The sequence below is a fragment of the Streptomyces lunalinharesii genome (assembly GCF_039532155.1).
GTDB classification, from domain to species: Bacteria; Actinomycetota; Actinomycetes; order Streptomycetales; family Streptomycetaceae; genus Streptomyces; species Streptomyces lunalinharesii.
The window spans coordinates 128,392-149,757 of the sequence record NZ_BAAARK010000016.1 but is presented as its reverse complement, the minus strand read 5'-3'; the positions used below and the strand labels follow the sequence as shown (position 1 = coordinate 149,757).

At 74.2% G+C, this 21,366-nt stretch carries 19 protein-coding genes; 12 read left to right on the top strand and 7 right to left on the bottom strand.

What is annotated here, in order from left to right; translation table 11 throughout:
- The first annotated feature begins 281 nt into the window (after positions 1 to 281).
- The 5 genes from ABD385_RS23740 to ABD385_RS23720 are packed head-to-tail and all read left to right on the top strand — an operon-like array spanning position 282 to position 7,879.
- Positions 282 to 1,568: a phenylacetate--CoA ligase family protein gene (locus ABD385_RS23740; protein WP_344579476.1), complete on the top strand. Its 1,287-nt coding sequence runs from the start codon at positions 282 to 284 to the stop codon at positions 1,566 to 1,568.
- Positions 1,565 to 2,899 carry an MFS transporter gene (locus ABD385_RS23735; RefSeq protein WP_344579474.1) on the top strand — a complete coding sequence of 445 codons (1,335 nt, stop codon included), beginning with the start codon at positions 1,565 to 1,567 and terminating at the stop codon, positions 2,897 to 2,899. The genes ABD385_RS23740 and ABD385_RS23735 overlap by 4 nt, the downstream gene beginning before the upstream one ends.
- On the top strand, positions 2,896 to 4,098 hold the full coding sequence (locus tag ABD385_RS23730; RefSeq protein WP_344579473.1) for a GNAT family N-acetyltransferase: 1,203 nt from the start codon (positions 2,896 to 2,898) through the stop codon (positions 4,096 to 4,098). The genes ABD385_RS23735 and ABD385_RS23730 overlap by 4 nt, the downstream gene beginning before the upstream one ends.
- On the top strand, positions 4,095 to 5,264 hold the full coding sequence (locus ABD385_RS23725) for a LuxE/PaaK family acyltransferase (protein ID WP_344579472.1): 1,170 nt from the start codon (positions 4,095 to 4,097) through the stop codon (positions 5,262 to 5,264). Before ABD385_RS23730 ends, ABD385_RS23725 begins: the two co-directional genes overlap by 4 nt.
- On the top strand, positions 5,264 to 7,879 hold the full coding sequence (locus ABD385_RS23720) for an acyl-CoA reductase (RefSeq protein WP_344579470.1): 2,616 nt from the start codon (positions 5,264 to 5,266) through the stop codon (positions 7,877 to 7,879). Before ABD385_RS23725 ends, ABD385_RS23720 begins: the two co-directional genes overlap by 1 nt.
- A gap of 13 nt (positions 7,880 to 7,892) precedes the next feature.
- Here ABD385_RS23720 and ABD385_RS23715 read toward each other — a convergent pair whose 3' ends face one another.
- Positions 7,893 to 9,368, bottom strand: a complete 1,476-nt coding sequence (locus tag ABD385_RS23715; protein WP_344579468.1) for a glycosyltransferase 87 family protein — start codon at positions 9,366 to 9,368, stop codon at positions 7,893 to 7,895.
- 113 nt (positions 9,369 to 9,481) lie between these two features.
- Here ABD385_RS23715 and ABD385_RS23710 point away from each other — a divergent pair, with 113 nt between their 5' ends.
- Both ABD385_RS23710 and ABD385_RS23705 read left to right on the top strand, forming a co-directional pair.
- Positions 9,482 to 10,636: a molybdopterin-dependent oxidoreductase gene (locus tag ABD385_RS23710; protein WP_344579466.1), complete on the top strand. Its 1,155-nt coding sequence runs from the start codon at positions 9,482 to 9,484 to the stop codon at positions 10,634 to 10,636.
- Between the two features lie 11 nt (positions 10,637 to 10,647).
- Positions 10,648 to 11,067 carry a hypothetical protein gene (locus tag ABD385_RS23705; protein ID WP_344579464.1) on the top strand — a complete coding sequence of 140 codons (420 nt, stop codon included), beginning with the start codon at positions 10,648 to 10,650 and terminating at the stop codon, positions 11,065 to 11,067.
- Here the strand turns inward: ABD385_RS23705 and ABD385_RS23700 are convergent.
- Entirely contained in the window at positions 11,049 to 11,852 is an 804-nt protein-coding gene (locus tag ABD385_RS23700; RefSeq protein ID WP_425585459.1) for a class I SAM-dependent methyltransferase, read from the bottom strand. The genes ABD385_RS23705 and ABD385_RS23700 overlap by 19 nt on opposite strands.
- A gap of 124 nt (positions 11,853 to 11,976) precedes the next feature.
- On the opposite strand from ABD385_RS23700, the gene ABD385_RS23695 reads away from it, so the two are divergent.
- Together ABD385_RS23695 and ABD385_RS23690 are read left to right on the top strand one after the other, a co-directional pair.
- Positions 11,977 to 12,687, top strand: a complete 711-nt coding sequence (locus ABD385_RS23695) for a response regulator transcription factor (RefSeq protein WP_344579460.1) — start codon at positions 11,977 to 11,979, stop codon at positions 12,685 to 12,687.
- A gap of 2 nt (positions 12,688 to 12,689) precedes the next feature.
- Positions 12,690 to 13,802, top strand: a complete 1,113-nt coding sequence (locus tag ABD385_RS23690) for a sensor histidine kinase (protein ID WP_344579539.1) — start codon at positions 12,690 to 12,692, stop codon at positions 13,800 to 13,802.
- Positions 13,803 to 13,848: 46 nt separating this feature from the next.
- On the opposite strand, the gene ABD385_RS23685 is transcribed toward ABD385_RS23690, so the two are convergent.
- Positions 13,849 to 14,745, bottom strand: coding sequence for a S1 family peptidase (locus ABD385_RS23685; RefSeq protein ID WP_344579459.1), 897 nt, complete (start codon positions 14,743 to 14,745; stop codon positions 13,849 to 13,851).
- 233 nt (positions 14,746 to 14,978) lie between these two features.
- On the opposite strand from ABD385_RS23685, the gene ABD385_RS23680 reads away from it, so the two are divergent.
- Both ABD385_RS23680 and ABD385_RS23675 read left to right on the top strand, forming a co-directional pair.
- The gene (locus ABD385_RS23680; RefSeq protein ID WP_344579458.1) at positions 14,979 to 15,566 is read left to right on the top strand and encodes a TetR/AcrR family transcriptional regulator; all 588 of its coding nucleotides are present in this window, start codon (positions 14,979 to 14,981) and stop codon (positions 15,564 to 15,566) included.
- 66 nt (positions 15,567 to 15,632) lie between these two features.
- Positions 15,633 to 16,847 carry a GDSL-type esterase/lipase family protein gene (locus ABD385_RS23675; RefSeq protein ID WP_344579457.1) on the top strand — a complete coding sequence of 405 codons (1,215 nt, stop codon included), beginning with the start codon at positions 15,633 to 15,635 and terminating at the stop codon, positions 16,845 to 16,847.
- 65 nt (positions 16,848 to 16,912) lie between these two features.
- On the opposite strand, the gene ABD385_RS23670 is transcribed toward ABD385_RS23675, so the two are convergent.
- Complete coding sequence (locus ABD385_RS23670; protein ID WP_344579455.1) at positions 16,913 to 17,443, bottom strand: VOC family protein; 531 nt, start codon at positions 17,441 to 17,443, stop codon at positions 16,913 to 16,915.
- 382 nt (positions 17,444 to 17,825) lie between these two features.
- Between ABD385_RS23670 and ABD385_RS23665 the strand changes: the two genes are divergently transcribed.
- Entirely contained in the window at positions 17,826 to 18,173 is a 348-nt protein-coding gene (locus tag ABD385_RS23665; RefSeq protein WP_344579454.1) for a DUF1330 domain-containing protein, read from the top strand.
- Here the strand turns inward: ABD385_RS23665 and ABD385_RS23660 are convergent.
- From ABD385_RS23660 to ABD385_RS23650, 3 genes are all read right to left on the bottom strand, one after another.
- Complete coding sequence (locus tag ABD385_RS23660) at positions 18,119 to 19,621, bottom strand: histidine-type phosphatase (protein ID WP_344579452.1); 1,503 nt, start codon at positions 19,619 to 19,621, stop codon at positions 18,119 to 18,121. The genes ABD385_RS23665 and ABD385_RS23660 overlap by 55 nt on opposite strands.
- A 112-nt stretch (positions 19,622 to 19,733) precedes the next feature.
- On the bottom strand, positions 19,734 to 20,480 hold the full coding sequence (locus ABD385_RS23655; protein ID WP_344579450.1) for a carbonic anhydrase: 747 nt from the start codon (positions 20,478 to 20,480) through the stop codon (positions 19,734 to 19,736).
- A gap of 200 nt (positions 20,481 to 20,680) precedes the next feature.
- Complete coding sequence (locus ABD385_RS23650) at positions 20,681 to 21,319, bottom strand: LysE family translocator (RefSeq protein WP_344579448.1); 639 nt, start codon at positions 21,317 to 21,319, stop codon at positions 20,681 to 20,683.
- Positions 21,320 to 21,366 lie beyond the last annotated feature (47 nt).

Here is a 21,366-nt window from a genome sequence, read left to right as displayed (position 1 = left end):
TTGCGTGGTGAGGTAGGTCACCGCAAAGGGTGGAACCGGTGGCAGGCGTGCGCCATCGCGTGCGATAGCGATTGGCAAAAAATGTTCTACGGGCCCGTCACGGGTGATTCGGCACTTCGGACATGACATAGCATCAGTGCGCCAAGCAACCAGTCCAGAAAGCCGTGCGGAAGCGTCCCTGACCGGGATCGCCCGCACCCGCTGCGACTGTCCCCACACCATGAGCTGGTGCCGCACACCCCGCGGTACCGGTTCTTCTGAATGCGAAAAACAGGAATGCAATGCCCGTTCAACAATTAACGGACCTCATACGCTTCGTGCGTCGCAACTCGCCCTTCTATCGCGAGCTCTACGCCGACCTTCCGGACCGGGTGGCCGAGCTGACGGACTTGCCGGTCGTCCCGCACGACGCATTCTGGCGAGCCAACACACCGCGCGACAACGGACTATTGACCGGACCGCTCGACGAGGCGGTGGTTTTCAAGAGCGGCGGCACCACCGGCGCGCCGAAGTTCTCCGTCTATACCCGAGAAGAATGGCGGGAATTCACCGAGGCGTTCGGCAGCGGACTCGTCGAAGCCGGCCTCCGCCCCGGCCACCGGGTCGCCGACCTCTTCTACGCCGGTGAGCTCTACGCCAGCTTCACCTTCGTCCTGGACGCCCTCCACCGGGCCCCCGTCGCCAACGTCCGGCTGCCGATCGGCGGCGGCGCACCGTTCGCCTCGACCGTGCACACGCTGGCCGAGTTCGACGTCGACGTCATCGCCGGCACCACGACGACGCTCTGCGGCCTGGCCGACCACCTCGTGCGCAACGACCGCCAACTCCCCGACGTGCGCCTGCTGTTCTTCGGCGGCGAGGGACTGTTCGAGGACCAACGGCCGCTGCTCCGCCAGGCGTTCCCGAACGCGGAGGCCCGGTCCATCGGCTACGCCGGCGTCGACTCCGGGCTGCTCGGAGTGGCCGTCCCGGGGGCCGACCCCCGCGTCCACCGCGCGTTCACCCCGCACACCGTCGTGGAGATCCTCGACGAGCACACCGGCGAGCCGGTCACCCGCGACGGCGTCGCCGGCCGCATCGTCGTGACGGACCTGCGCCGGCGGCTGATGCCGATCGTCCGCTACCCGGTGGGCGACCGCGCGGAGTGGACCGACGCCGCCGCCGGGCACTTCCGCATCCTCGGCCGGGCCGAGGAGGGCGTGCGCATCGGCGCGGTGTCCCTCTACACCCAGGACGTGCACGACCTGGTGCGCGCCGCCGACCCCACCGGTCAAGTGCTCGGCACCCAACTGGTGGTGCGCCGCTGGGACGGCCGGGACGGACTCGTCCTGCGGCTGGCCGTCGCCGGCGACCCGAGCACCGGTGACGACGCGGACGCCGGCGGCCTCGGACACCTGGCCGCCGCCATCGCCAAGGAGATCCTCGCGGCCCGCCCGATGTACGCCGCGGAGGTCGACGCCACACGCATCCATCCGCTGGCCGTGGAGTGGGTGCGGCACGACGAACTGGTCGTCAACGCCCGGACCGGCAAGCTGATGCGGGTCATCGACGAACGGCCGCACTCATGACCGCGACCCCGGCCCCGCGCCGGCTTCCCGTGGTCCTGCGCAACCGGGCCTTCGGCGCCGTCTGGGTCGCCCAGGTCCTCACCCAGGCCGCCGGCCGGATGTTCCAGGTCGGCGTGGTGTGGTGGCTGGTCGGCCACGCCGTCGACGGCGCCGGGGACCGCGGTCTCGCCTCGGGGGTGTTCCTCGCGGTGAGCACGCTGCCCGCGGTGGCGCTCGCGCCCCTGGTGGCCTCGATCATCGCCCGCTGCCCGCACCGCACGGTGCTGGCGTCGGCCGCCGCCGTGGCGGGCCTGGTGGCCGCCGCCACCGCCGGTTGGACGCACCTCGGTTCGCCGCCGATGGCGGTCGCCTACGGGGCCGCGCTGCTGCTGGCGGGCTGCCAGGCCCTGTTCGACCCCTGCCTGACCACCTCCGTCCCGGAACTGGTCGACGACGCCGACATCGAGGCCGCCACCGGCTTCGAACTCGCCACCCAGTCCCTCGCCGGTCTGGCCGGCGGGCTCCTCGGGCCGCTCGTGGTGGACGCCTGGGCGCTGACCGGCATCGTCGCCGGCTGCGCCGGCGCCTACCTGGTCGCCGCCGCCCTGGTGGCCGTGACCCGTTTCCCCCGCGCCACCACGGCGCCGGCGGGCACCGCAGCGGCCGACACCGCACCACCGCGCCGGACGCTCCGTCAGATCCTGGCGGACCACCCGTTCATCCGGCGCGTGCTGCTCTGCTTCGCCGCGGTCAACGTCTTCTCCACCGCCCTCTACGTTGTCATGCCCCTGTACACCCGGGCGGTGCTGCACGCCCACGGTTCCACCGCCGCCGCCCTGGAAACCGCACTCGGCATCGGCACCCTGCTCGGCTCGTTCACCGGCGCACGGCTGCCGGGTTCGGCCACCACCGTCGGCGGGGCCTGTCTGGCACTGCTGGCCGTGGCCCTCGGGACGCCCGGCCTGTTCGCGGACCGGTCGGTGGCCGTCGCCGCCCTGATCGTCGCCGGCTGGTGCGTGGGGGCGATCGGCGTGCGGTTCGTCGCGCTCTTCCAACGCCTGGTCCCGGCCGCCGACAAGCCCGGCTTCTTCGCCGTGATGCAGGCCCTGCTCGGCGCGACCTTCCCGCTGTCCTCCCTCGTCTTCGGCGCGCTCGGCGACCACCTGTCACCGCAGACCCTGTGCCTGCTCCAGGCCGTCGGAGTGCTCCCGCTCGCCGCGGCCCTGTGGTCGATCGGGCGACGCGCGGACGCCCCCGCCGAGGCCGTCGACCGCGCCGCCCCGGCCGCGTCCGGGACGCGATCCGCCCCGGCCGCTTCCGCCGCCGGCGCAGCACTGGAGGAGGCCCGATGACCACCACGATCCGCCCCGCCGCACCCCAGGACATCGCCGAACTGCGGCAGTTGTACTTCGAGGTGTACGGCCACGGCTACCCGGTGGCCCTCGGCAGCGACCCGACCGAGATGCACCGCCTGATCACCGACCCGCACAGCCACTGGCTCATCGCCCGCCGCACCGACACCGGTGAACTGGCCGGCTCCGTGGTCGTGCAGACCGACCCCGGCAACCGCGTCGGCAAACTCGTCGGCCTCGCCGTCCACCCGCGCCAACGCCAGTGCGGCCTCGCCGGCCGGCTGACCGGTGCGGTCACCGCCGACGCCCTCGCCGCCGGCACCCTCGACTCCATCCACACCACCGTCCGCATGGTCACCCAGGCCCCGCAACGCGTCGTCGCCCGCAACGGGTACCGGCCGCTGGGCCTGCTGCCCAACGCCGCCGACGTCTCCGGCTGCGAGACCCTGGCGCTGTTCGCCTGCCACGCCGAAGGCGTCCTCGAACGCCGGGAGCGGGTGACCGTCGTGCCCCGGGCCGTCATGCCCCTGCTGGACGCGGCCGAGGAGAGCATCGGCATCCCCTGCGCCGCGGTCCTGCCGGCCGACGCCACGGACCTCGACGCGGCCCCGCCGCTCCCGGGCGGCGGCGCGGGCACACCCCCGGGCGGCCTCCTGACGGCTCCCGCCCGTCCCGCCACCCGCACCCCCATCGAGGTGATCAGCGCACCCGGCTTCGTCCGCCGGCGCTTCCGCGAGCTGTTCCCCGACCCCGCGGGCGCCTACTCCCCGCTGCGCACCCCGAACACGGTGCTGACGACCCCGGACGGCGCGTTCGAGATCTACGCCGACCTCGACCCGGCGGCCAGCAGCTGCGCCCTGGTCGCCGTGCACCCCTACCCGGCGGCCGCCGCCCGGGCCCTCGACTCCCTGATGACCGCGCTCACCCGGGCCGGCGCCGACTACGTCGAGACGCTGGTGCCCCTGGCCGACACCGCCGGGCTGCACGCCTTCCTGGCCGCCGGCTTCGTCCCCAGCGCCAGCTACCCGGCCATGCGCCGGGTCGGCGACCGCTTCCACGACTACGTCGTGCTCTCCCGCACCGACCGGCAGATCGACTTCCGCACCACGGCCGTCAGCCCGCTGGTCCAGCCCTACCTGAACGCCTACCTGACCACGTGGGCGTCGACCTACCTGCCCCACCACGAGGTTGTCCTGTGAACCCGCATCTCGCCCCCGTAGAGGTCCCCGACCCGACGGCCCTCGCCAGCGTCCAACGCCTCTGCGACCTCCCGTCGCCCTACACCACCGGACCCGAGGCCGACGCCCTGTTCGCCGACGCGATGGCCGAGTCGCACGCCTGGCACGCCGACCGCTCCCCGCTATTCCGGGCCCTCCTCGACGACGCCCCGGAGGTCCCGGCGCCCACCGTCGGCGCGCGGACCCGCACCCCGCTCCTGCACGCCAACTTCTTCAAGCGCCACGAGGTGCTCTCCGTCCCGCGCGAAGAGGTCTTCCTGCACCTCACCTCGTCCGGCACCACCGGCCAGAAGTCCCAGATGTTCTACGACCGGTGGACCATCCGCGCCGCCCAGCGCATGGTGGCCCGCATCTTCGACCACTACGGCTGGATCACCCCCGACCAGCCCGTCAACTACCTCCTCTACAGCTACGAACCCGCGCCCGAGGTGCGCCTGGGCACCTCCTTCACCGACAACTACCTCTGCGACTTCGCGCCCGCCCGGCACACCACCCACGCCCTGCGGCACACCGGCACCGGCACCGGCCACGCCTTCGACGTGCGCGGCTGCATCGACGCCCTCCGGCGCTACGCCGAGGACGGGCTGCCGGTCCGGATCCTGGGGTTCCCGGCCTTCCTGCACTTCACCCTGGAACGGATGCGCAGCGCCGGCATCCCGCCGCTGCAACTGCCGCCGGACTCCCTGGTGCTCCTCGGCGGCGGCTGGAAGGGCCACGCCGACCGGCAGATCGCCAAGGAGGAGTTCTACGACGGGGTGACCCGGCAACTCGGCATCCCCCCGGAGCGGATCCGGGACACCTACGGTTCGGTCGAGCACTGCGTGCCGTACGTCGAGTGCACCCACCACCGCCTGCACGTGCCGGTCTGGTCCCGGGCCGCGGTCCGTGACACCCGCACCCTGCAGCCCCTGCCGTACGGCCGACCCGGCTATCTCCACCTGGTCTCCCCGTACATCACCTCCGTCCCGGCGCAGAGCGTCGTGATGGGCGACCTGGCCTCGCTGCACCCCGGGGACGCGTGCCCCTGCTCCCTGGACACCCCGTGGTTCACGATCCTCGGCCGCGCCGGGGTGAGCCGCAACCGCAGCTGCGCGGTGGCCGCCGCCGAACTCCTGAAGGGCATGTGATGACGACCCGACTCCACTACTGGCAGGGCGCGTTCATCGACGACGCCGAGGCGGCCGAACGCCTCACCACCCTGCCGGACCTGGTCGCCCGCACCCTGGCGGAGCCGCTGTCCACCGAAACGGTCCTGCTCGCCTGCGACACCGTCAGCCGCGCCCTGCACCAGCCGCACGGCGACCTCCACGCCCGCCTCCTCGCCCACCTGACCGACCCCGACGGCGCCGCGCCGACCGACCCCGAGGAGGCCGCCGCCACCCTCGCCGAGATCGCGGACGCCCTCGCCCGGCCGGCCCTGGAACGCAAGCTCCGGCGCGAACTCGGCGGACCGCGCCCGGAACGCCTCACCCGTCCCGACGCCCGCGAGACCACCTACGAGGCGTGGGCCCCGGTGGGCCTGCTCGTCCACATCGCCCCCGGCAACGCGGCGGCGGTCGCGTCGCTGAGCGTCGTCGAGGGCCTCCTCGCGGGCAACGTGAACGTCCTCAAGACCAGCAGCGGCGACACCGCACTCGCCCCGCACCTGCTCGCCGAACTGGCCGCCGCCGACCCCACCGGGGCCCTCGCCCGCCGGATCGTCGCCCTGCGCTTCCCCTCCAGCCGCCAGGACCTGATGCGGCTGATGTGCGCGCCCGCCGACGCGGTGGCGGTCTGGGGCGGCGAGGACGCCGTGCAAGGGGCCGCGGCCCTCGTCCCGCCCGGCTGCCGGCTCGTCGAATGGGGCCACAAGATCTCGTTCGCTTACCTGACCCGCGACGCCCGCACGGACCGGACCGCCCTCACCGAGCTCGCCGCCGACGTCTGCCGCGCCGAGCAGCAGGCGTGCTCCAGCCCGCAGGTCGTCTACCTGGACGCCGAACCGGACGACGACACCACCACCGCGGCCACCACCCGCGACGAACTCTTCGCCTTCGCCGAGGAGTTCGCCGCCGTGCTGGCCGAGGTGTCCGCGAAGACCCCCGGCCCGAACGGCGACCCCGACGGGGCGGACGCGGCGGCCGGCGCCGACCTGGCCCGCGCGGCCGAGCGGGCCGAGGTCACCACCACCGAACTGGTCGCCCGGGCCGAACAGCACCTCGGCCTGACCAAGGTGATCGCCGCCGACGACGGGAGCTGGCGGGTCTTCGCCGACACCCGCCCGGCGCTCACCGCATCCCCGCTGCACCGCACCGTCTGGATCAAACCCCTGCCCCGCCGCGACGTCGTCGCCACCCTGCGCCCCATGCGCCGCTACCTCCAGACCGCCGCGGTGGCCGGCACCCCCGCCGACGTCGCCCAGATCTCCCGCACCCTCCTCACCGCCGGCGTCCAGCGGATCACCCCGCTCGGCTCCATGCTCGACGGCTACCACGGCGAACCCCACGACGGCGTCTACGCCCTCCAGCGCTACAGCCGCCGGGTGAGCGTCCGCGCCCCGCACGCCGCGTTCGCCACCACGCCCTGCCTGGACGAGCTGATCGCCCCCGCCGCCCCGCCCGCGGCACCCACCGGCCCGCTGATGGACAAGGCGGCGGCCCAGGCCCAACTGGCCACCCTGGCACCGGAACACGCCCAGCTGTACTTCCGTAGCGGCGGAACCACCGGCGCCCCGGCCCTGTCCGTCTTCACCTGCGACGACTACGACACGCAGATGCGCGCCTCGGCGCACGGCCTGCTCGCCGCGGGCTTCGACCCGGCCCACGACCGCGCCGCCAACCTCTTCTACTGCGGCGACATGTACGGCAGCTTCATCAGCTTCTTCTCCATCCTCGAACGCCTGGGCGCCACCCAGATCCCGATGGCCGCCGGCCCCGACCACGAGGCGATAGCCCAGGCCCTCGTCACGTACCGGGTGGACACCGTCTTCGGCATGCCGTCGTACCTGTGGCAGCTCTTCCACACCCAGGGCGAGCGCCTACGCGCCTACGGCGGCATCCGCAAGGTGTTCTACGGCGGCGAGCACTTCACCGGCGAACAGCGGCGCATCCTCACCGAAACCTTCGGCGTGCAGGTCATCCGCTCCGCCGCCTACGGCAGCACCGACCTGGGCCCGCTCGGCTACCAGTGTAGCCACGCACAGGGCACCGAACACCACGTCCTGACCGACCTCCACACCCTGGAGATCCTCGATCCGCAGGAGGACCGCCCCGTGCCCGCGGGCCAGCCGGGACGCCTCGTCTTCACCACCCGCACCCGGGCGGGCCAGCGCCTGGAGCGCTACCAGATCGGCGACCTGGGCCGGGCCGTCGCCGGGGTGTGCCCCTGCGGCAGCCACACCCCGCGCATCGAACTCCTCGGCCGGTACGGCGAGGTTTTCCGCATGGGCACGTACCACTTCAACTACCGCCGCTTCACCCAGGTCGCCGAGGAACACCTCGGGTACCGCGGCGAGTTGCAGCTCGTACTGTCCAACGAGGCCGGCCGCGAACACCTCACGGTCCGCCTCGACGCCCACTACGCCCCCGACCCGGCCGCCGCCCGCGCGGCCCTGCTGACCCACGTCCCCGAACTCGGCTCGGCGGCCGGCCCGGAAGCCCTCCTGACCCTGGCCGTCGAAACCGCCCCCACCCTCGCCTTCGAGCGCACCCCCACCAGCGGCAAGCTCCGCACCGTCATCGACCGCCGCACGCCGACCTCCTGAGCGACCGGCACCGTCAGCGCGGGGGCCGGGCCGTCCGGGCACGGTCCCCGCGCACCCGCACCGCCGGGCACGCAGCCGTACGGGACGCGTGCCCGGCACCCCAGGAACGGCCCGGCCGCCGCGGGCTCCCCGCGGCCGCCCGGCGCCGCACCAGCCACCCCACCCCCACGGCCGCCGCCGCCAGGGCGTAGGCCGTGGTCGCCACCGCTCCGTGGGCCGGGAAGGCCCGCGCCGTGACGTACGCGACGGTGCCCGCGGCGGCGACGGCGAGCCATTCCCAACGACCGTCCAGCGCGACCAGCGCGACCAACAGCAGGGCGTACCAGGAGTAGCCGGGCGTGAGCAGCAGGAAGGCGGCGCCGGTCACCAACAAGGCCCCGCGCCACGGGCGTTCGGGGCAACCGCGCCACAGGACGCCGCCACACACCGCGAGCAGGACCACCACCAGCACCGGCAGCGCCCAGGCATCCGGCAACAGCAGTCGCAGCAGCGCGTACCGGCTGCCGGCCGACGCGTCGCGGTAGCCCTCCTCGTTGAGGTAGCCGCTGAGGTAGCCGAGGACGGAGTCGTGCGAGGCGAGCAGGTAGGGGAGGTAGCAGAGCGCGAGCACCGCGGCGGCGGGGAGCAGCACCGCGACCGCGTCGCGGGGGCGGCGCACGCCGGACAGCGCGCCCGGCAGGACGACGGCCGGCACGAGTTTGGCGGCGACCGCGGCACCGAGCAGCGCGCCGCCCCGCGCCCGCCGCACCGCCACCACCCCCAGCCCCGCCACGGTGAACAGCACGCCCAACACGTCGACGTGCGCGTTGTTGACGGCCTCGACGGGAACGGCCGGGCACCACGCCCAGTAGGCCGCGGTCCGGGGGTCCCCGCGGCGGCGCAGGACCAGCAGCAGGGCGCCGGTGACCGCGACGGACAGCACCGCTCCGCCGACCTGGAGCGGCTTGAGACGGGCGCCGTCGGGGGAGAGCAGGTGCACGCCGAAGAAGTAGGACTCGGCCAGCGGCGGATAGATGGTGTGCACGGTGGGCCGGTTGAGCAGGGTGCAGTGCGGCGTGGCGCCGGGGGAGGCCAGCCGCGCCCGGTCGGGGCCCGTGCAGGCGGCGCCGGTGGGGAACAGCCAGGCGTCGCGGAGCGGAGCCAGTTGCGGGGCGGCCGGCACGTAGTCGTAGGGCGAGGTCCCGGATGCCTGGACCCGGCCGTCCCAGGCGTAGCGGTAGGCGTCGGTGCTGGTGCGCGGCGGTGCGACGAGGCCGGTGACGGCCAGCACCGCCGACCCGGCGAGGATCAGGGCCACCGCCCGGCGCACCGGTGCCCGCCGCACCGCCCACGCGGCGCCCGCGAACAGCGCCCAGCACAGCGCGTACCGCCAGGACAACCCCCCGGGATCGCGGCGGTAGCCGTCGAACGCGACCGTCCACACCAGGGCGACGGCGAGGGCGGTGGTCAAGGCGGCGGCGAGCAGCAGGCGGCGACGTGGTTCGATCACGCCTGCAGCCTGGCAGCGGACGGTGGCCGTGCCGAGGGCGCACGGCCCGCCGTCCCGGTTTCGTAAGGAGTTCCACGGTCCCGAACGGCCCGGCGCGCGGTGTGATGGGAACCATGCAACCGTCACCGCGCCGGCCGCTGCGCCGGCTGCCGTCCGTGCCCGCCCGCATCTCCGCGCTCCACGACGCCCGGACCGCAACGGTGGTGGGCCGCTGGTTGGGCCTGGCCGTCGCCCTGTGCTTCGGCACCGGTCTGGTCAGTCACCTCCTCCAACACCCCCCGGACTGGCTCCGCGACCACCTGCCCAGCCGGCCCGCGTGGGGCTACCGGCTCACCCAGGGACTGCACGTGGCCTGCGGCATCGCCGCGCTCCCGCTGCTGCTCGCCAAGTTGTGGACCGTGTACCCGAAGCTGTTCGCGTGGCCGCCGGTGCGGTCCGTGCGGCACGGCCTGGAACGGCTCTCGGTGGCGGTGCTGGTGGCGAGCGGCGTCTTCGAGGTGCTGAGCGGCCTGCTGAACATCGTGCAGTGGTACCCGTGGCCGTTCCCCTTCGTGCCCGTCCACTTCGCCGTCGGCTGGCTCCTGGCCGGTGCGGTGGTGCTGCACCTCGCCGTCAAGTGGCCGCAGATCACGGACCATTGGAGCCGGCGCGCACCGGGCACGCGCCGGCTGCCGGCCGCGCACGGACCGGACCGGCGGGCACTGCTGGCGGGACTGGGGGCGGCGGTCGGCGCCGTCACGCTCACCACCGTGGGCCAGTCCGTCACCCCGCTGGGGAAACTGGACCTGCTCGCGCCCCGCCACCCCGGCCACGGACCGCAGGGGCTGCCGGTCAACCGCACGGCGCGGGCGGCCGGCATCACCGCCGCCGGCCCCGACTGGCGGCTGACCGTCACCGGCCCACGGCCGTACGAACTGAGCCTGGCCGCCCTGCGGGCCCTGCCCCAGCACGAGGTGGAACTGCCGCTGGCCTGCGTGGAGGGGTGGAGCGTCGCGGCCCGCTGGACGGGCGTCCGACTGTGCGACCTCCTCCGGGCGGCCGGCGCGGACCCGGCCGCCCGGGTCCGCGTGGTCTCGGCGGAGCGGTCCGGCGCCTACCGGGTCACGGAGATGGGCGCCAGCTACGCCGCCGATCCGCTGACGCTGCTGGCACTCCGCCTCAACGGCCAGGAACTCTCCCTGGACCACGGCCACCCCGCCCGCCTGATCGCGCCCAACCGCCCCGGGGTCCTCCAGACCAAGTGGGTCTCGCGCCTGGAGGTCTTGTGAGGACGGTACGGATGCGGTACGCGGCAGGATTCCTGGGAGTGTTCGGAATGGCGGTGGGCCTGCTCCTGGTCTGGGGCACGGGGTGGGCGGGCCACGTGGTGCTCTGGTTGGCCGGGGCGCTGCTCCTGCACGACGGGCTGCTCGCGCCGCTGGTCTGCGGGGTCGGGTTGCTGCTGCCCGGCCCGACGGGGCGCGGGGGACCGGTGCGGGGGGTGGTGCGCGGTGCGCTGATCGTGGCGGGCGCCCTGACCGCAGTGGCCCTACCGCCCCTGCTGCGGCCCGGCGCCCCCGCCAACCCCTCCGTCCTGCCGCTGGACTACCCGCGCGACTGGCTGGTGTCGGTCCTGGCCGTCACGGCCGGGGCGGCGGCGCTCGCCGGCGTGCGGCCGCTCGCACGGTGGTGGCGCGGGGCTCAGTCCCGGCGCAGCTGAACGAACCGGCGGTCGCCCACCCGCCACTGCTCGACCGCCACCCAGCCGGCCCGCCCGCCGTACGCCAGCAGCGCGCGGGTGCCGAGCCGGGCCCACGGGAACGGCGTGCCGTGCCCGCCGCGGCCGTCGTCCACCCGGACCACGACCCGCTCGTCGAGTTCCGTCCCGGCCGTCTCCACGATCACCGTGCCGTCCGGCGCCGCGAGTTCGCGGGCCCGCGCCAAGAGGGCCCTCGGGTCACCCCCGATGCCGATGTTGCCGTCGATCAGGAGCAGCGTCGCCCACCGGCCCGTACCGGGCAGCGGGTCGAACACCGAACGGCACAGGGCGGCACCGCCCTCCCGCACCGCCCGTTCCACGGCGTGCCGGCTGACGTCGACGCCGAGCGCCGGCCGACCCCGCGCGGCGAGGGCGGCCACCAACCTGCCCGGTCCGCAGCCGACGTCGAGGACCCGGCCCCGGCAGCGGGCGAGCACCGTGGCGTCGGCCTCGTCCGGCGGCGCGCACCAGCGCTCCACCTCCAGCGGCAGCAGCCAGCCGTCGCCGCGCCGCAGGAACAGCGGCCCGCGGCCGGTGCGCAGCGCATCGGCGTAGGGGTCGGCGTGCCAGTCCCGGGCCCGGGCGGCGGGCGCGGGCGCGGGCCGGTCCGCGAGCGCCAGCGCCCGGCGGTCCACCGGTGTGCGCAGCGCCCCACCCGACGTGTCCACGAGGGCGGCGCCGGCCGGGTCAGCGGCCTGCCGCGGGGGGAGGGGCGGGCCGGACGCGCCCACCGCGCACTGTTCCATCGAGTCGTTCACGGCCCTCACGCTACGAACCGCAACGCGCCCCGTGGGGCTCCCGGACCTTACGAAACGCGGACGTCGACGGCGCGCCGGCCGCTGCGCCCCGGCGGGGTGGGAGGCTGGACGCATGAAGAACGTGCTGGTCGTGGACGACGACCCCACCGTCTCCGAGGTCCTGGCCGGCTATCTGCAACGCGCCGGTTTCGCCGTGCGCCGGGCCGCCGACGGCCCCACCGCGCTCACCTCGGCCCGCGCCCACCGTCCCGACCTGGTGGTCCTCGACTTGATGCTGCCCGGCATGGACGGTCTGACCGTCTGCCGGGAACTGCGGTCGCACGGCCCGCTGCCGGTGATCATGCTGACCGCCCGCAGCGACGAGGAGGACCGCATCCTCGGGCTGGAAGTGGGCGCCGACGACTACGTGACCAAGCCGTTCAGCCCACGGGAGCTGGTGCTGCGGGTGACCTCCGTGCTCCGCCGCGCCGGTACGGCCGACGCGGCGGGCCCCGTGCTGCGCGCCGCCGGATTCGACGTCGACCCGGCGGCCCGCCGCGCCCTGCACCACGGCCGCGAACTGGCCCTCACGCTGCGCGAGTTCGACCTGCTCTGCTACTTCCTGCGCCACCCGGGCCAGGTCTGCGGCCGGGAACGCCTGATGCAGGAGGTGTGGGGGTGGGAATTCGGGGACCTGTCGACCGTCACCGTCCACGTGCGCCGCCTGCGCGCGAAGATCGAGGACGACCCGGCCCGCCCGTGCCTGATCCAGACGGTCTGGGGCGTGGGCTACCGCTTCGACCCCCGGCCCGAAGACGCCGCCCACCCCGACGAGAGGCCGTGACCGTGCGGGACGTACTGCTCATCGCCCTGTACGCGTCCGGCGGCGCGGCCGGCGCCGGTGTCCTGGGTGCCGGCGCCCTGCACCTGCTGCGCCGCCGCTCGATCGCCGTGTCCCTGACGGTGGTCGCGGCCGTCGCCGTCGGCGCGATGCTGGCCGGAACGCTCGCGGTCGCCTGGGCGATGTTCCTCTCCTCGCACGACCTGGCCGTGGTCACCACTGTGGTCGCGGTGGCGACCGCCGTCTCCCTGGCCACCGCCCTCGCCCTGGGGCGCCGGCTCGTGCTCGACTCCCGCGCACTGGCCCGGGCCGCCCACGACTTCGGCGAGGGCGGCACCTTCGTGCCGCCCACCCGCCCCGCTGCCGCCGAACTCACCACGCTCAGCGCGGAGTTGACCGCCACCAGTGCCCGCCTGGCCGCCTCCCGGGACCGCGAACGCGCCTTGGAGGAGTCCCGCCGCGAACTCGTCGCCTGGATCTCGCACGACCTGCGCACCCCGCTCGCCGGCCTGCGCGCCATGTCCGAGGCCCTGGAGGACGGCGTGGCGGACGACCCCGCCCGCTACCACCGCCAGATCCGTACCGAGGTCGACCGCCTCAACACCATGGTCGGCGACCTCTTCGAACTCTCCCGCATCCACGCCGGGGTGCTGGCCCTCGCCCCGGCCCGGGTGTCGGTCTACGACCTGGTGGACGACGCGCTGTCCGGCGTCGGCCCGCTGGCCCGGGAACACCGGGTGCGCCTGGTGGGCGACCGGGTCGAAGCCGTCCCGGTCGAGGTCGACAGCAAGGAGATGACCCGGGCGCTGGCCAACCTCCTGATGAACGCCATCCGCCACACCCCGGCCGACGGCACCGTGGCGCTGGCCGCGGAACGCCGTGCCGACACCGTCGTGCTCTCCGTCACCGACGGCTGCGGCGGCATCCCCGAGACCGACCTGACCCGGGTCTTCGACACCGGCTGGCGCGGTACGACGGCCCGGACGCCACCGGCCGGCGCCGGCCTGGGCCTGGCCATCGTCCGCGGCATCGTCGAGGCCCACGCGGGACGGGCGGCCGTCCACAACGTCCCCGGCGGCTGCCGCTTCGAGGTCACCCTGCCCGCCGCGCGGACCTGACCCGTTCCGCCGCGGTGCAAAGGGCGTCGCCGGGCCCGGCCCGGCGTCAGCCGAGTGCCCCGACGAGCGCGGGGACGTCGGCGAACGCGGCGTCGGCCGGCTGGCCGCAGACCTTCCCCGCGGTCTCCCCGGCGAAGCTGAACACGCCGACGAGTTCGGGGCCGCGCCGTCCCCAGGTGACCAGGGGGCTGCCGCTGTCCCCGAAGCACATCGTGGTGCGGCCGCCGGACAGGTCGCGGGCGCAGAAGACCGATGCCGGGTCGACGACCGCCGGGGTCTGCGCGGCGCATCGGGCGTGCGTGCGGACGGTGAGGTCGCCGCGGCGCAGCACGTCGCCGCGGACGTCGGTGCCGGGCCGGTCCGGGTCCGGTGCGGCCGTGGTGCCGTGGCTGAAGAGCGACACCGCGGTGCCGGGGGCCGGCCGGTGCGCGGCGAGGGGCAGCGGCCGGACGCCGCGCACCGGGGCGTCGAGCCGGATCTCGGCCAGGTCGTAGGCGGCCGAGGACAGCTCCGGGGCGTGCGGATCGGCCGGCGACGGCAGGAGCGCGTAGCGCGGGTGCGGGATGACCGCGCGGATGTCGCGCACGGTGCCCGGGTCCCGGGAGAGCACCGCGGAGCCGAGGTGCACCTCCGCCTTCCGGAAGTCCACGCCGTCGAGGCAGTGGGCGGCGGTGAGCACCCGGTCCGGGGCGATGAGCGCCCCGCCGCACGAGGCGCGGTCCAGGAGCGGGCCGCCGCCTTTGACCGCCAGCGTCGCCAACCACGGAGCCGCCCCGCGTCGCGGCACCTGGGTGCCGCCCGACATCGCCTCGGCGGGACCGGCCGTGCCCAGGGCCGCGACCACCGCGACCGCCGCCGCACCCAACGCCGCCGCGGCCCGGCCCCGCCGCGCCGGCTGCCGACGGCCCGCCGGGCCCTTCGTCCGCACCACTTCGCCGCTCATGTCGCTCCGTCCTCGTCCCGTACGGATCGCTCGCTGGTGAACGTCCGGAACCGAACGTAGCGGCGGGCGGCGGCGGGTGTCGTCAGCCCGCGGTCGCGTCCGCCGTCATCCTGCGGGCGCACCGCCCCTGAGTCCCCTCAGGGGCGGCGCCTAGTCCATTCGGCAGTTGCCTAAAAGGTTTAGGCATGTGCATAATCGATTCAGGTAAGCGTAGGAACGAAGAAAGGGCGCTCATGGCGGCGCGGGTAGGACTGACCACGGAACGCCTGACCAGGGCGGGCGCGGAGCTGGCCGACGAGGTCGGCTTCGCGCAGGTGACCGTCTCCGAGCTGGCCAGACGGTTCGACGTCAAGGTCGCGAGCCTGTACTCGCACGTGAAGAACTCCCGCGACCTCAAGACCCGGATCAGCCTGCTCGCCCTGGCGGAACTCGCCGACCGGGCCGCCGAGGCCCTGGCCGGCCGGGCCGGCAAGGACGCCCTGGCCGCCTTCGCCGACGTCTACCGCGACTACGCCCGGGAGCACCCCGGCCGCTACGCCGCCACCCAGTTCCGACTCGACCCAGAGACCGCCCTCGCCAGCGCCGGCGTCCGGCACGCCCAGATGACGCGGGCGATCCTGCGCGGCTACGACCTGCCGGAACCGGAGGAGACGCACGCCGTGCGCATGCTGGGCAGCGTCTTCCACGGCTACGTGAGCCTGGAGTTGGCCGGCGGGTTCAGTCACAGTGCTCCCGACAGCGGGGAGACCTGGTCGCGCGTCGTGGACGCCCTCGACGCCCTCCTGCGGAACTGGCCCACGCCCGGACCGCCGCGACCGTGACGACCGCGGTCGACGGCACCCGCACCACACGGCAAGCCCCCCACCCCCGACGAACAGGTTGAGGCGATGACGACCCCTGCCCACTGGATCACCACCCCCCTCACCGGCGACATCGTGCGCGGCGCACTGGAGTTGGAGCGCACCGAACGCGGCGTGCTCCCGCACCGTCTGCCCGCCCGGGCCCGTGCCCAGTGCGACGACGGCCTACTCGCCATGGCCGAATCCCAACCCTCCGGCGTCCGGCTGGTCTTCCGGACCCGGGCCACCGCCATCGAACTGGACACCCTCCCCACCAAGCGCGTCTACGTGGGTGCGCCCACCCGCCACGACGGCCGCTACGACCTGCTCGTCGACGGCCGTCCGGCCGGCCAGGCCAGCGTGCCCGGCGGCAACACCCTGACCATCGACATGACCAAGGGGACCGCCGAGCACGCGTCCGGCCCGTCCGGAACGGCGCGCTTCGCCGGACTGCCCGACCGCGTCAAGGACGTCGAGCTCTGGCTGCCGTACGACGAGACCACCGAACTCCTCGCCCTGCGCACCGACGCGCCCGTCGAGCCGGTGCCGGACCGGGGCCGCAAGGTGTGGCTGCACCACGGCAGTTCGATCAGCCACGGCACCGACGCGGCCAGCCCCACCACCATCTGGCCGGTGCTCGCCGCCGCCCACGGCGACGTGGAACTGATCAACCTGGGCTTCGGCGGCAGCGCCCTGCTCGACCCGTTCACCGCCCGCGCACTGCGGGACACCCCCGCGGACCTGGTGAGCATCAAGATCGGCATCAACCTGGTCAACGCCGACCTGATGCGCCTGCGCGCCTTCGCCCCCGCCGTCCACGGCTTCCTCGACACCGTGCGCGAGGGCCACCCCACCGCACCGCTGCTCGTCATCTCGCCCATCCTGTGCCCCATCCACGAGGACACCCCGGGGCCCAGCTTCCCGGACCTCAGCGCACTGGGGGAGGGGCGCCTGCGCTTCCGGGCCAGCGGCGACCCGGCGGAGCGCGCGAGCGGCAAGCTGACCCTCAACGCCATCCGGGACGAACTCGCCCGGATCGTTCGGCAGCGGGCGGCCGACGACCCCCACCTGTACTACCTCGACGGCCGGGCGCTCTACGGCAGCGCCGACAACGCCGAACTCCCGCTGCCCGACGCACTGCACCCGGACGCGGCCACCCATCGCCTCATGGGCGCCCGCTTCGCCGAGCTGGCCTTCGCCCCCGACGGCCCCTTCGCCGCCGGAGCGCCCGCCACCCGTTCCGCCGCCGAACCGGCCGCTTGACCCGGGCCGACCGCGCCCCCGGGGCTCCCGGGGGCGCGGACATCGCTCGCGGCGGGCGGCAGGGGTCAGCGCCAGTGGTTGTTGCTGGTGTGGTCGCCGGCGAGCCAGCGGGCGAGGTCGGCGTGTGCCGTGGCGCGCCGCTCGGCGTCGATCTTCTCCACGTCCGGGTGGTCGACGGCGAACTCCAGAATCAGCCCGTTGGGGTCCGTGACGTACAGCGAGACGCAGAACCCGTGGTCGATCACGTGGGCGTTCGTCTCCGCCTGGCCGGCCGCGGCGATGCGCTCGCGCATCGCGTCCTGGGTCTCCGCCTCGACCTTGAAGGCGATGTGGCGCAAGGGGGTGGCGTTGATGTCGGTCTTGAACTCCTCCTGGTCCTTGGGGTCGGCGAACTGGAAGAAGGCGAGCGCGCTGCCGTCGGCCAGCCCGTAGAGGGCGTGACTGTAGGCGCGCTCGGCCCCGGACAGCACCTCGCGCTCGGTCCACGTGGCCACCAGGGGCAGGCCGATCACGTCCTCGTAGAAGCGCCGGTTGGCCTCCTGGTCGTCGGTGATCCAGGCGTGGTGGTGGAGGCGGAGCGGCAGGCTCTGGCTCATGTCGGGTCATCTCCCTTGACCGGATGGGGTGTTGGGCCGGATGCCTTGGTGGTCGCCGGCGCTCTGGCCAGCATGCCGCCCGATTCGATTGAACGTTAAATCAATTCGCGCCATTGTTCGCGCGCCGAGGCGCGGGCCGCCCGTCGGGCGCCGCGACGCCGACCTCACGGGGCGATGCGCCTACGGCCGTTCGGCCTCCGGGGGCTGCTGCCGGGACGGGAAGAGGATCGGGCTGAGGAGGTACGGGTTGCGGTCCGGGGCCGGCCGGGTGGGGGAGCGGCGGAGCCGGCGGGCCGGACGCTTACCTCTGACGTCATCGCTCCCCAGGCGACCCGCGTGTCACGATCACCGGCGTCCGCGCAGGAACGACCGGAAGGCCCTCATGACCGCCTACGCCATAGCGCACCTCCAAGACGCCGCCCCGCACCCGGAGATCGCCGAGTACATCGAACGCATCACCGGCACCTTCGAGCCGTTCGGCGGTCGCTTCCTGGTGCACGCGACGCAGCACGAAGTGAAGGAGGGCAGGTGGCCGGGGAACGTCGTGGTGATCGGCTTCCCCGGAATCGACCGGGCGCGGGCGTGGTGGGACTCGCCCGCTTACCCGGAGATCGCCCCGCTGCGCGCGCGGCACATCGAGGGCGACATCATCCTGGTCGAAGGCGTCCCCGACGGCTACGACCCGACGTCCACGGCCCGCGCGATGCGGGACGCCCTGCCGGCCGACTGACCGCCCCGGCGGGGCGAGGGGACCACGGACCCGTCGGCGCGTCCTCCCGACGTGCGGCCGAAGCAGCGCTCCAGTTCCACCAGGTCGTAGAAGCGGCTGCCCCGGGCGACCGGTCGGCACCCCGTCTTGAAGGCCGTCTCCTTCTCGTTGTAGAGCATGCGCACCAGGTAGGTGTCGCCCCGGCGGAACACGTCCCACTGGATGTTGGCGGCCATCGGGGCGACGGACGCGCCGCGCCAGGGATTGTCGGCGTAGGTGTAGCGCTGTGCGGGGTCGGCGGCCTTGGTGCTGCCGGGCAGCCCCATCAGCGCGGCCAGCGGAATGATCTCCTCGGCGTGGGTGAAGCGCAGCTCGGCGCCGCGCTCGTCGTTGCCGTCCCGCTTGGCCTCCACCTGACGGAAGAAGTCGTCGAGCAGCACGCCGGCCATCGCGTAGGTGATGTCGCTGTCGGCGAAGCCGGGACCCTTCTCGTAGAACTCCGCCGCGTCGTCGAGGTACCCGAACCAGTCGGCGTCGCGCGGCGCGAGGTACCGCTCCAGGCGCCAACCCCGACCGTGCGGGCTCTCCGCGCGCATGGCCGGTGCGATGCCGTAGAGGTGGTGGACGGCCTGCGCGGCGTCGACGGCGCTGCCGATCGACGCGAACTCCCCGTCCACGACGCGTTGGACGAACGCCGGCCGGAAGAGCTTCGCCAGTACGCGCCGCGCGGCGGCGCGGGTCGCCGGCTGGTCGGTGACGTCCTTCAGGGTGTGCGCCAGGCGCTGGTCGTGGGCCAGCCAGTCACGGTAGGCGGCGCCGCCGGCGGACTTGTGGAAGTAGAGCAGGTCCTTGTCGGTGCGGGCGGGCCCGACGAGCGGCTTCAGCGCCGGGTCGGTTCCGACGAGGGCGTCGGCGAAGACGGTCCCGCTGTCGACGGCGCGGCCCTGTCCGGAGCTGACGACGTCGATGCGTTCGTGCTCCGCGGCGATCGTCGCGAACAGCTGCGGCAACCGCTGCGCCATCCGGACGGCCGTGCCCCGCAGTTCCCGCTCGCCCCGACCGCTGAGGTTGCCGTAGCCGACCTTCTCCATGGCGGCGAGCAGCGCCCGCACCTCGGGCCCGAACTGCACACCGAGAGAGGTGAGTTGGTGCTCCTCCGCGGCCCGGTCCCACAGGTGGAGGATCAGCTCGCCGTCCGCACCGTCGGAGGCGGCCCGCGAGCCGTGACGGGAGACGTTCTCGGTGAACACCGGGCGGAAGCCCCGGGGAGCGGACTGGTAGGTCCCCGGATCCTGCCGGGGCGCGTACGGTGCCTTGGTGCTGTACGCGGCGCCGGAGCGGTCTGCGGGGTGCCGCTCCTGGGCCTGCCGGGCGCTACGTGCGGAGGGCCGGGCGGTGGCGTCCGCCGGGGCGGTGGCGGCCAACAGGACGCAGAGGCCGAGGCCGAGGACTGCCGGGGTTCGTCTCATGGCCCCATGGTTTTCGCCGGACGTGAACCGGGGATGGCCGCGAGGTGGCCCGGTGGACGCGGTCAGCGCGGCTGCTGCGCCTTCCGGCGCACCCGACGACGCGGGCGCGCGTTCACGACGGCGCGCCGTCGAGGACCTCCACCGTGCCGGTGTCGAGCCAGTAGTAGGCGCCCACCACCGCGAGGGTGCCCTTCTTGACCAGCGGCGCCAGGTCCGCGTGCGAGCGCAGCGCGGTCGAGGTCAACGTGACCTGGGCGCGGGCCATGGTCTCGACCGGGTCGGCGCCGCCCTTGCGCACCGCCTGCTCGTAGGCGGGTTTGAGGGCCAGGGCGATCGACTGGAGGTTGCCGGGCAGGGGGGTGCCGTCCCGCAGCGCGACGTAGGCGGCCTTGACGGCGCCGCAGCGCTGATGTCCCAGGACCACGATCAGCGGAGTGCCGCTGGTCAGCGGCCCGTACTCGACGGATCCGGTGACCACCGGCGCGAGCGTCTGGCCTCCGGTGCGCATCACGTAGAGGTCGCCCAGCCCGGTGTCGAAGAGCAACTCGTGCGGCACCCGGGAGTCGATGCAGGAGAGGATCGACCCGAAGGGCTCCTGCAGTTGGGCCACCAGCTGACGCCGGTTCGGGTCCCGGTCGGGGTGGTGGAGGTCTCCGCTGACCCAGCGCCGGTTGCCCTCCACCAGACGCGCGAAGGCCGCGGCGGGGGTGCCCGGTCGGGCCCGCGCCAGTGCGGTGGCGGGGGCGGAGGACGCCGGCGCGGCGGTGCGCGTCGCGGAGCACCCCGCGAGGGCGACCGTGGCACCGGCCAGCCCGCCCGCCAGCACGGTCCTGCGATCCAGCGGTCTCTTCCCGTCCATCGGTCGTTCTCCTCGCCGTCGCCCGGCTACGTCCTCGCGTGACCGGGCACATTCTTCGGCGGGGAACGGGGCGGGGGGCGCAGGCACGAGCGGGCGCGCACCACTTGGCCCCCGACGGACCAACCGCCCGTCCTCGTCGGATCGCCACCGGCCCTCGACGGACCGGCGGACCGGGGGCCGCCCCGGCGCACCCGGCATGCTCAGTCGGCGCGGCCCGTGGCGGCGACGATGACGCCGAGCCCGATCATGGACAGGCCACCGACGCCGCCCACCATGGAGAGGCGCTTGGGGGAGCGGGCGAACCAGGTCCGGGCGGTGGACGCGGCCAGCCCCCACACGCTGTCGGACAGCACCGCGATGGCGTTGAAGACCAGGCCCAGCAGCAGCATCTGGACGATGACGTGCCCCTGCGTGCGGTCGACGAACTGCGGCAGGACGGCGGCGAAGAACACGATCGTCTTCGGGTTGGCGATGCCGACCGCGAACCCCTCCCACAGTGTGCGCAGTCCGCCGTAGGCGGGCCCTTCGCCGGCGAACGACGCCTGGAGCGTCCCGCGCTGACGCACCGCCTTGATCCCGAGGTACACCAGGTACGCCGCGCCCAGCAGCTTCAGCGTGGTGAAGACGATCGCGGAACGCTCCACGACGGACCCGACGCCCAGCGCGACGGCCACCACCAGGAGATAGGCCCCCAGGGTGTTCCCCGCGACGGTGGTCAACGCAGCCCGCCGGCCTTGGGCCAGGGCCCGTCCGATCACGAAGAGCACACTGGGACCGGGAATGACGATCAAAAGGAACGACATGGCCGAGAAAGCCAGGAGACGGTCTGTGGATAACATACGGATCATGAAAGCACGCAGGCCCGTTGTCCTTCAGGCTTTCCGTG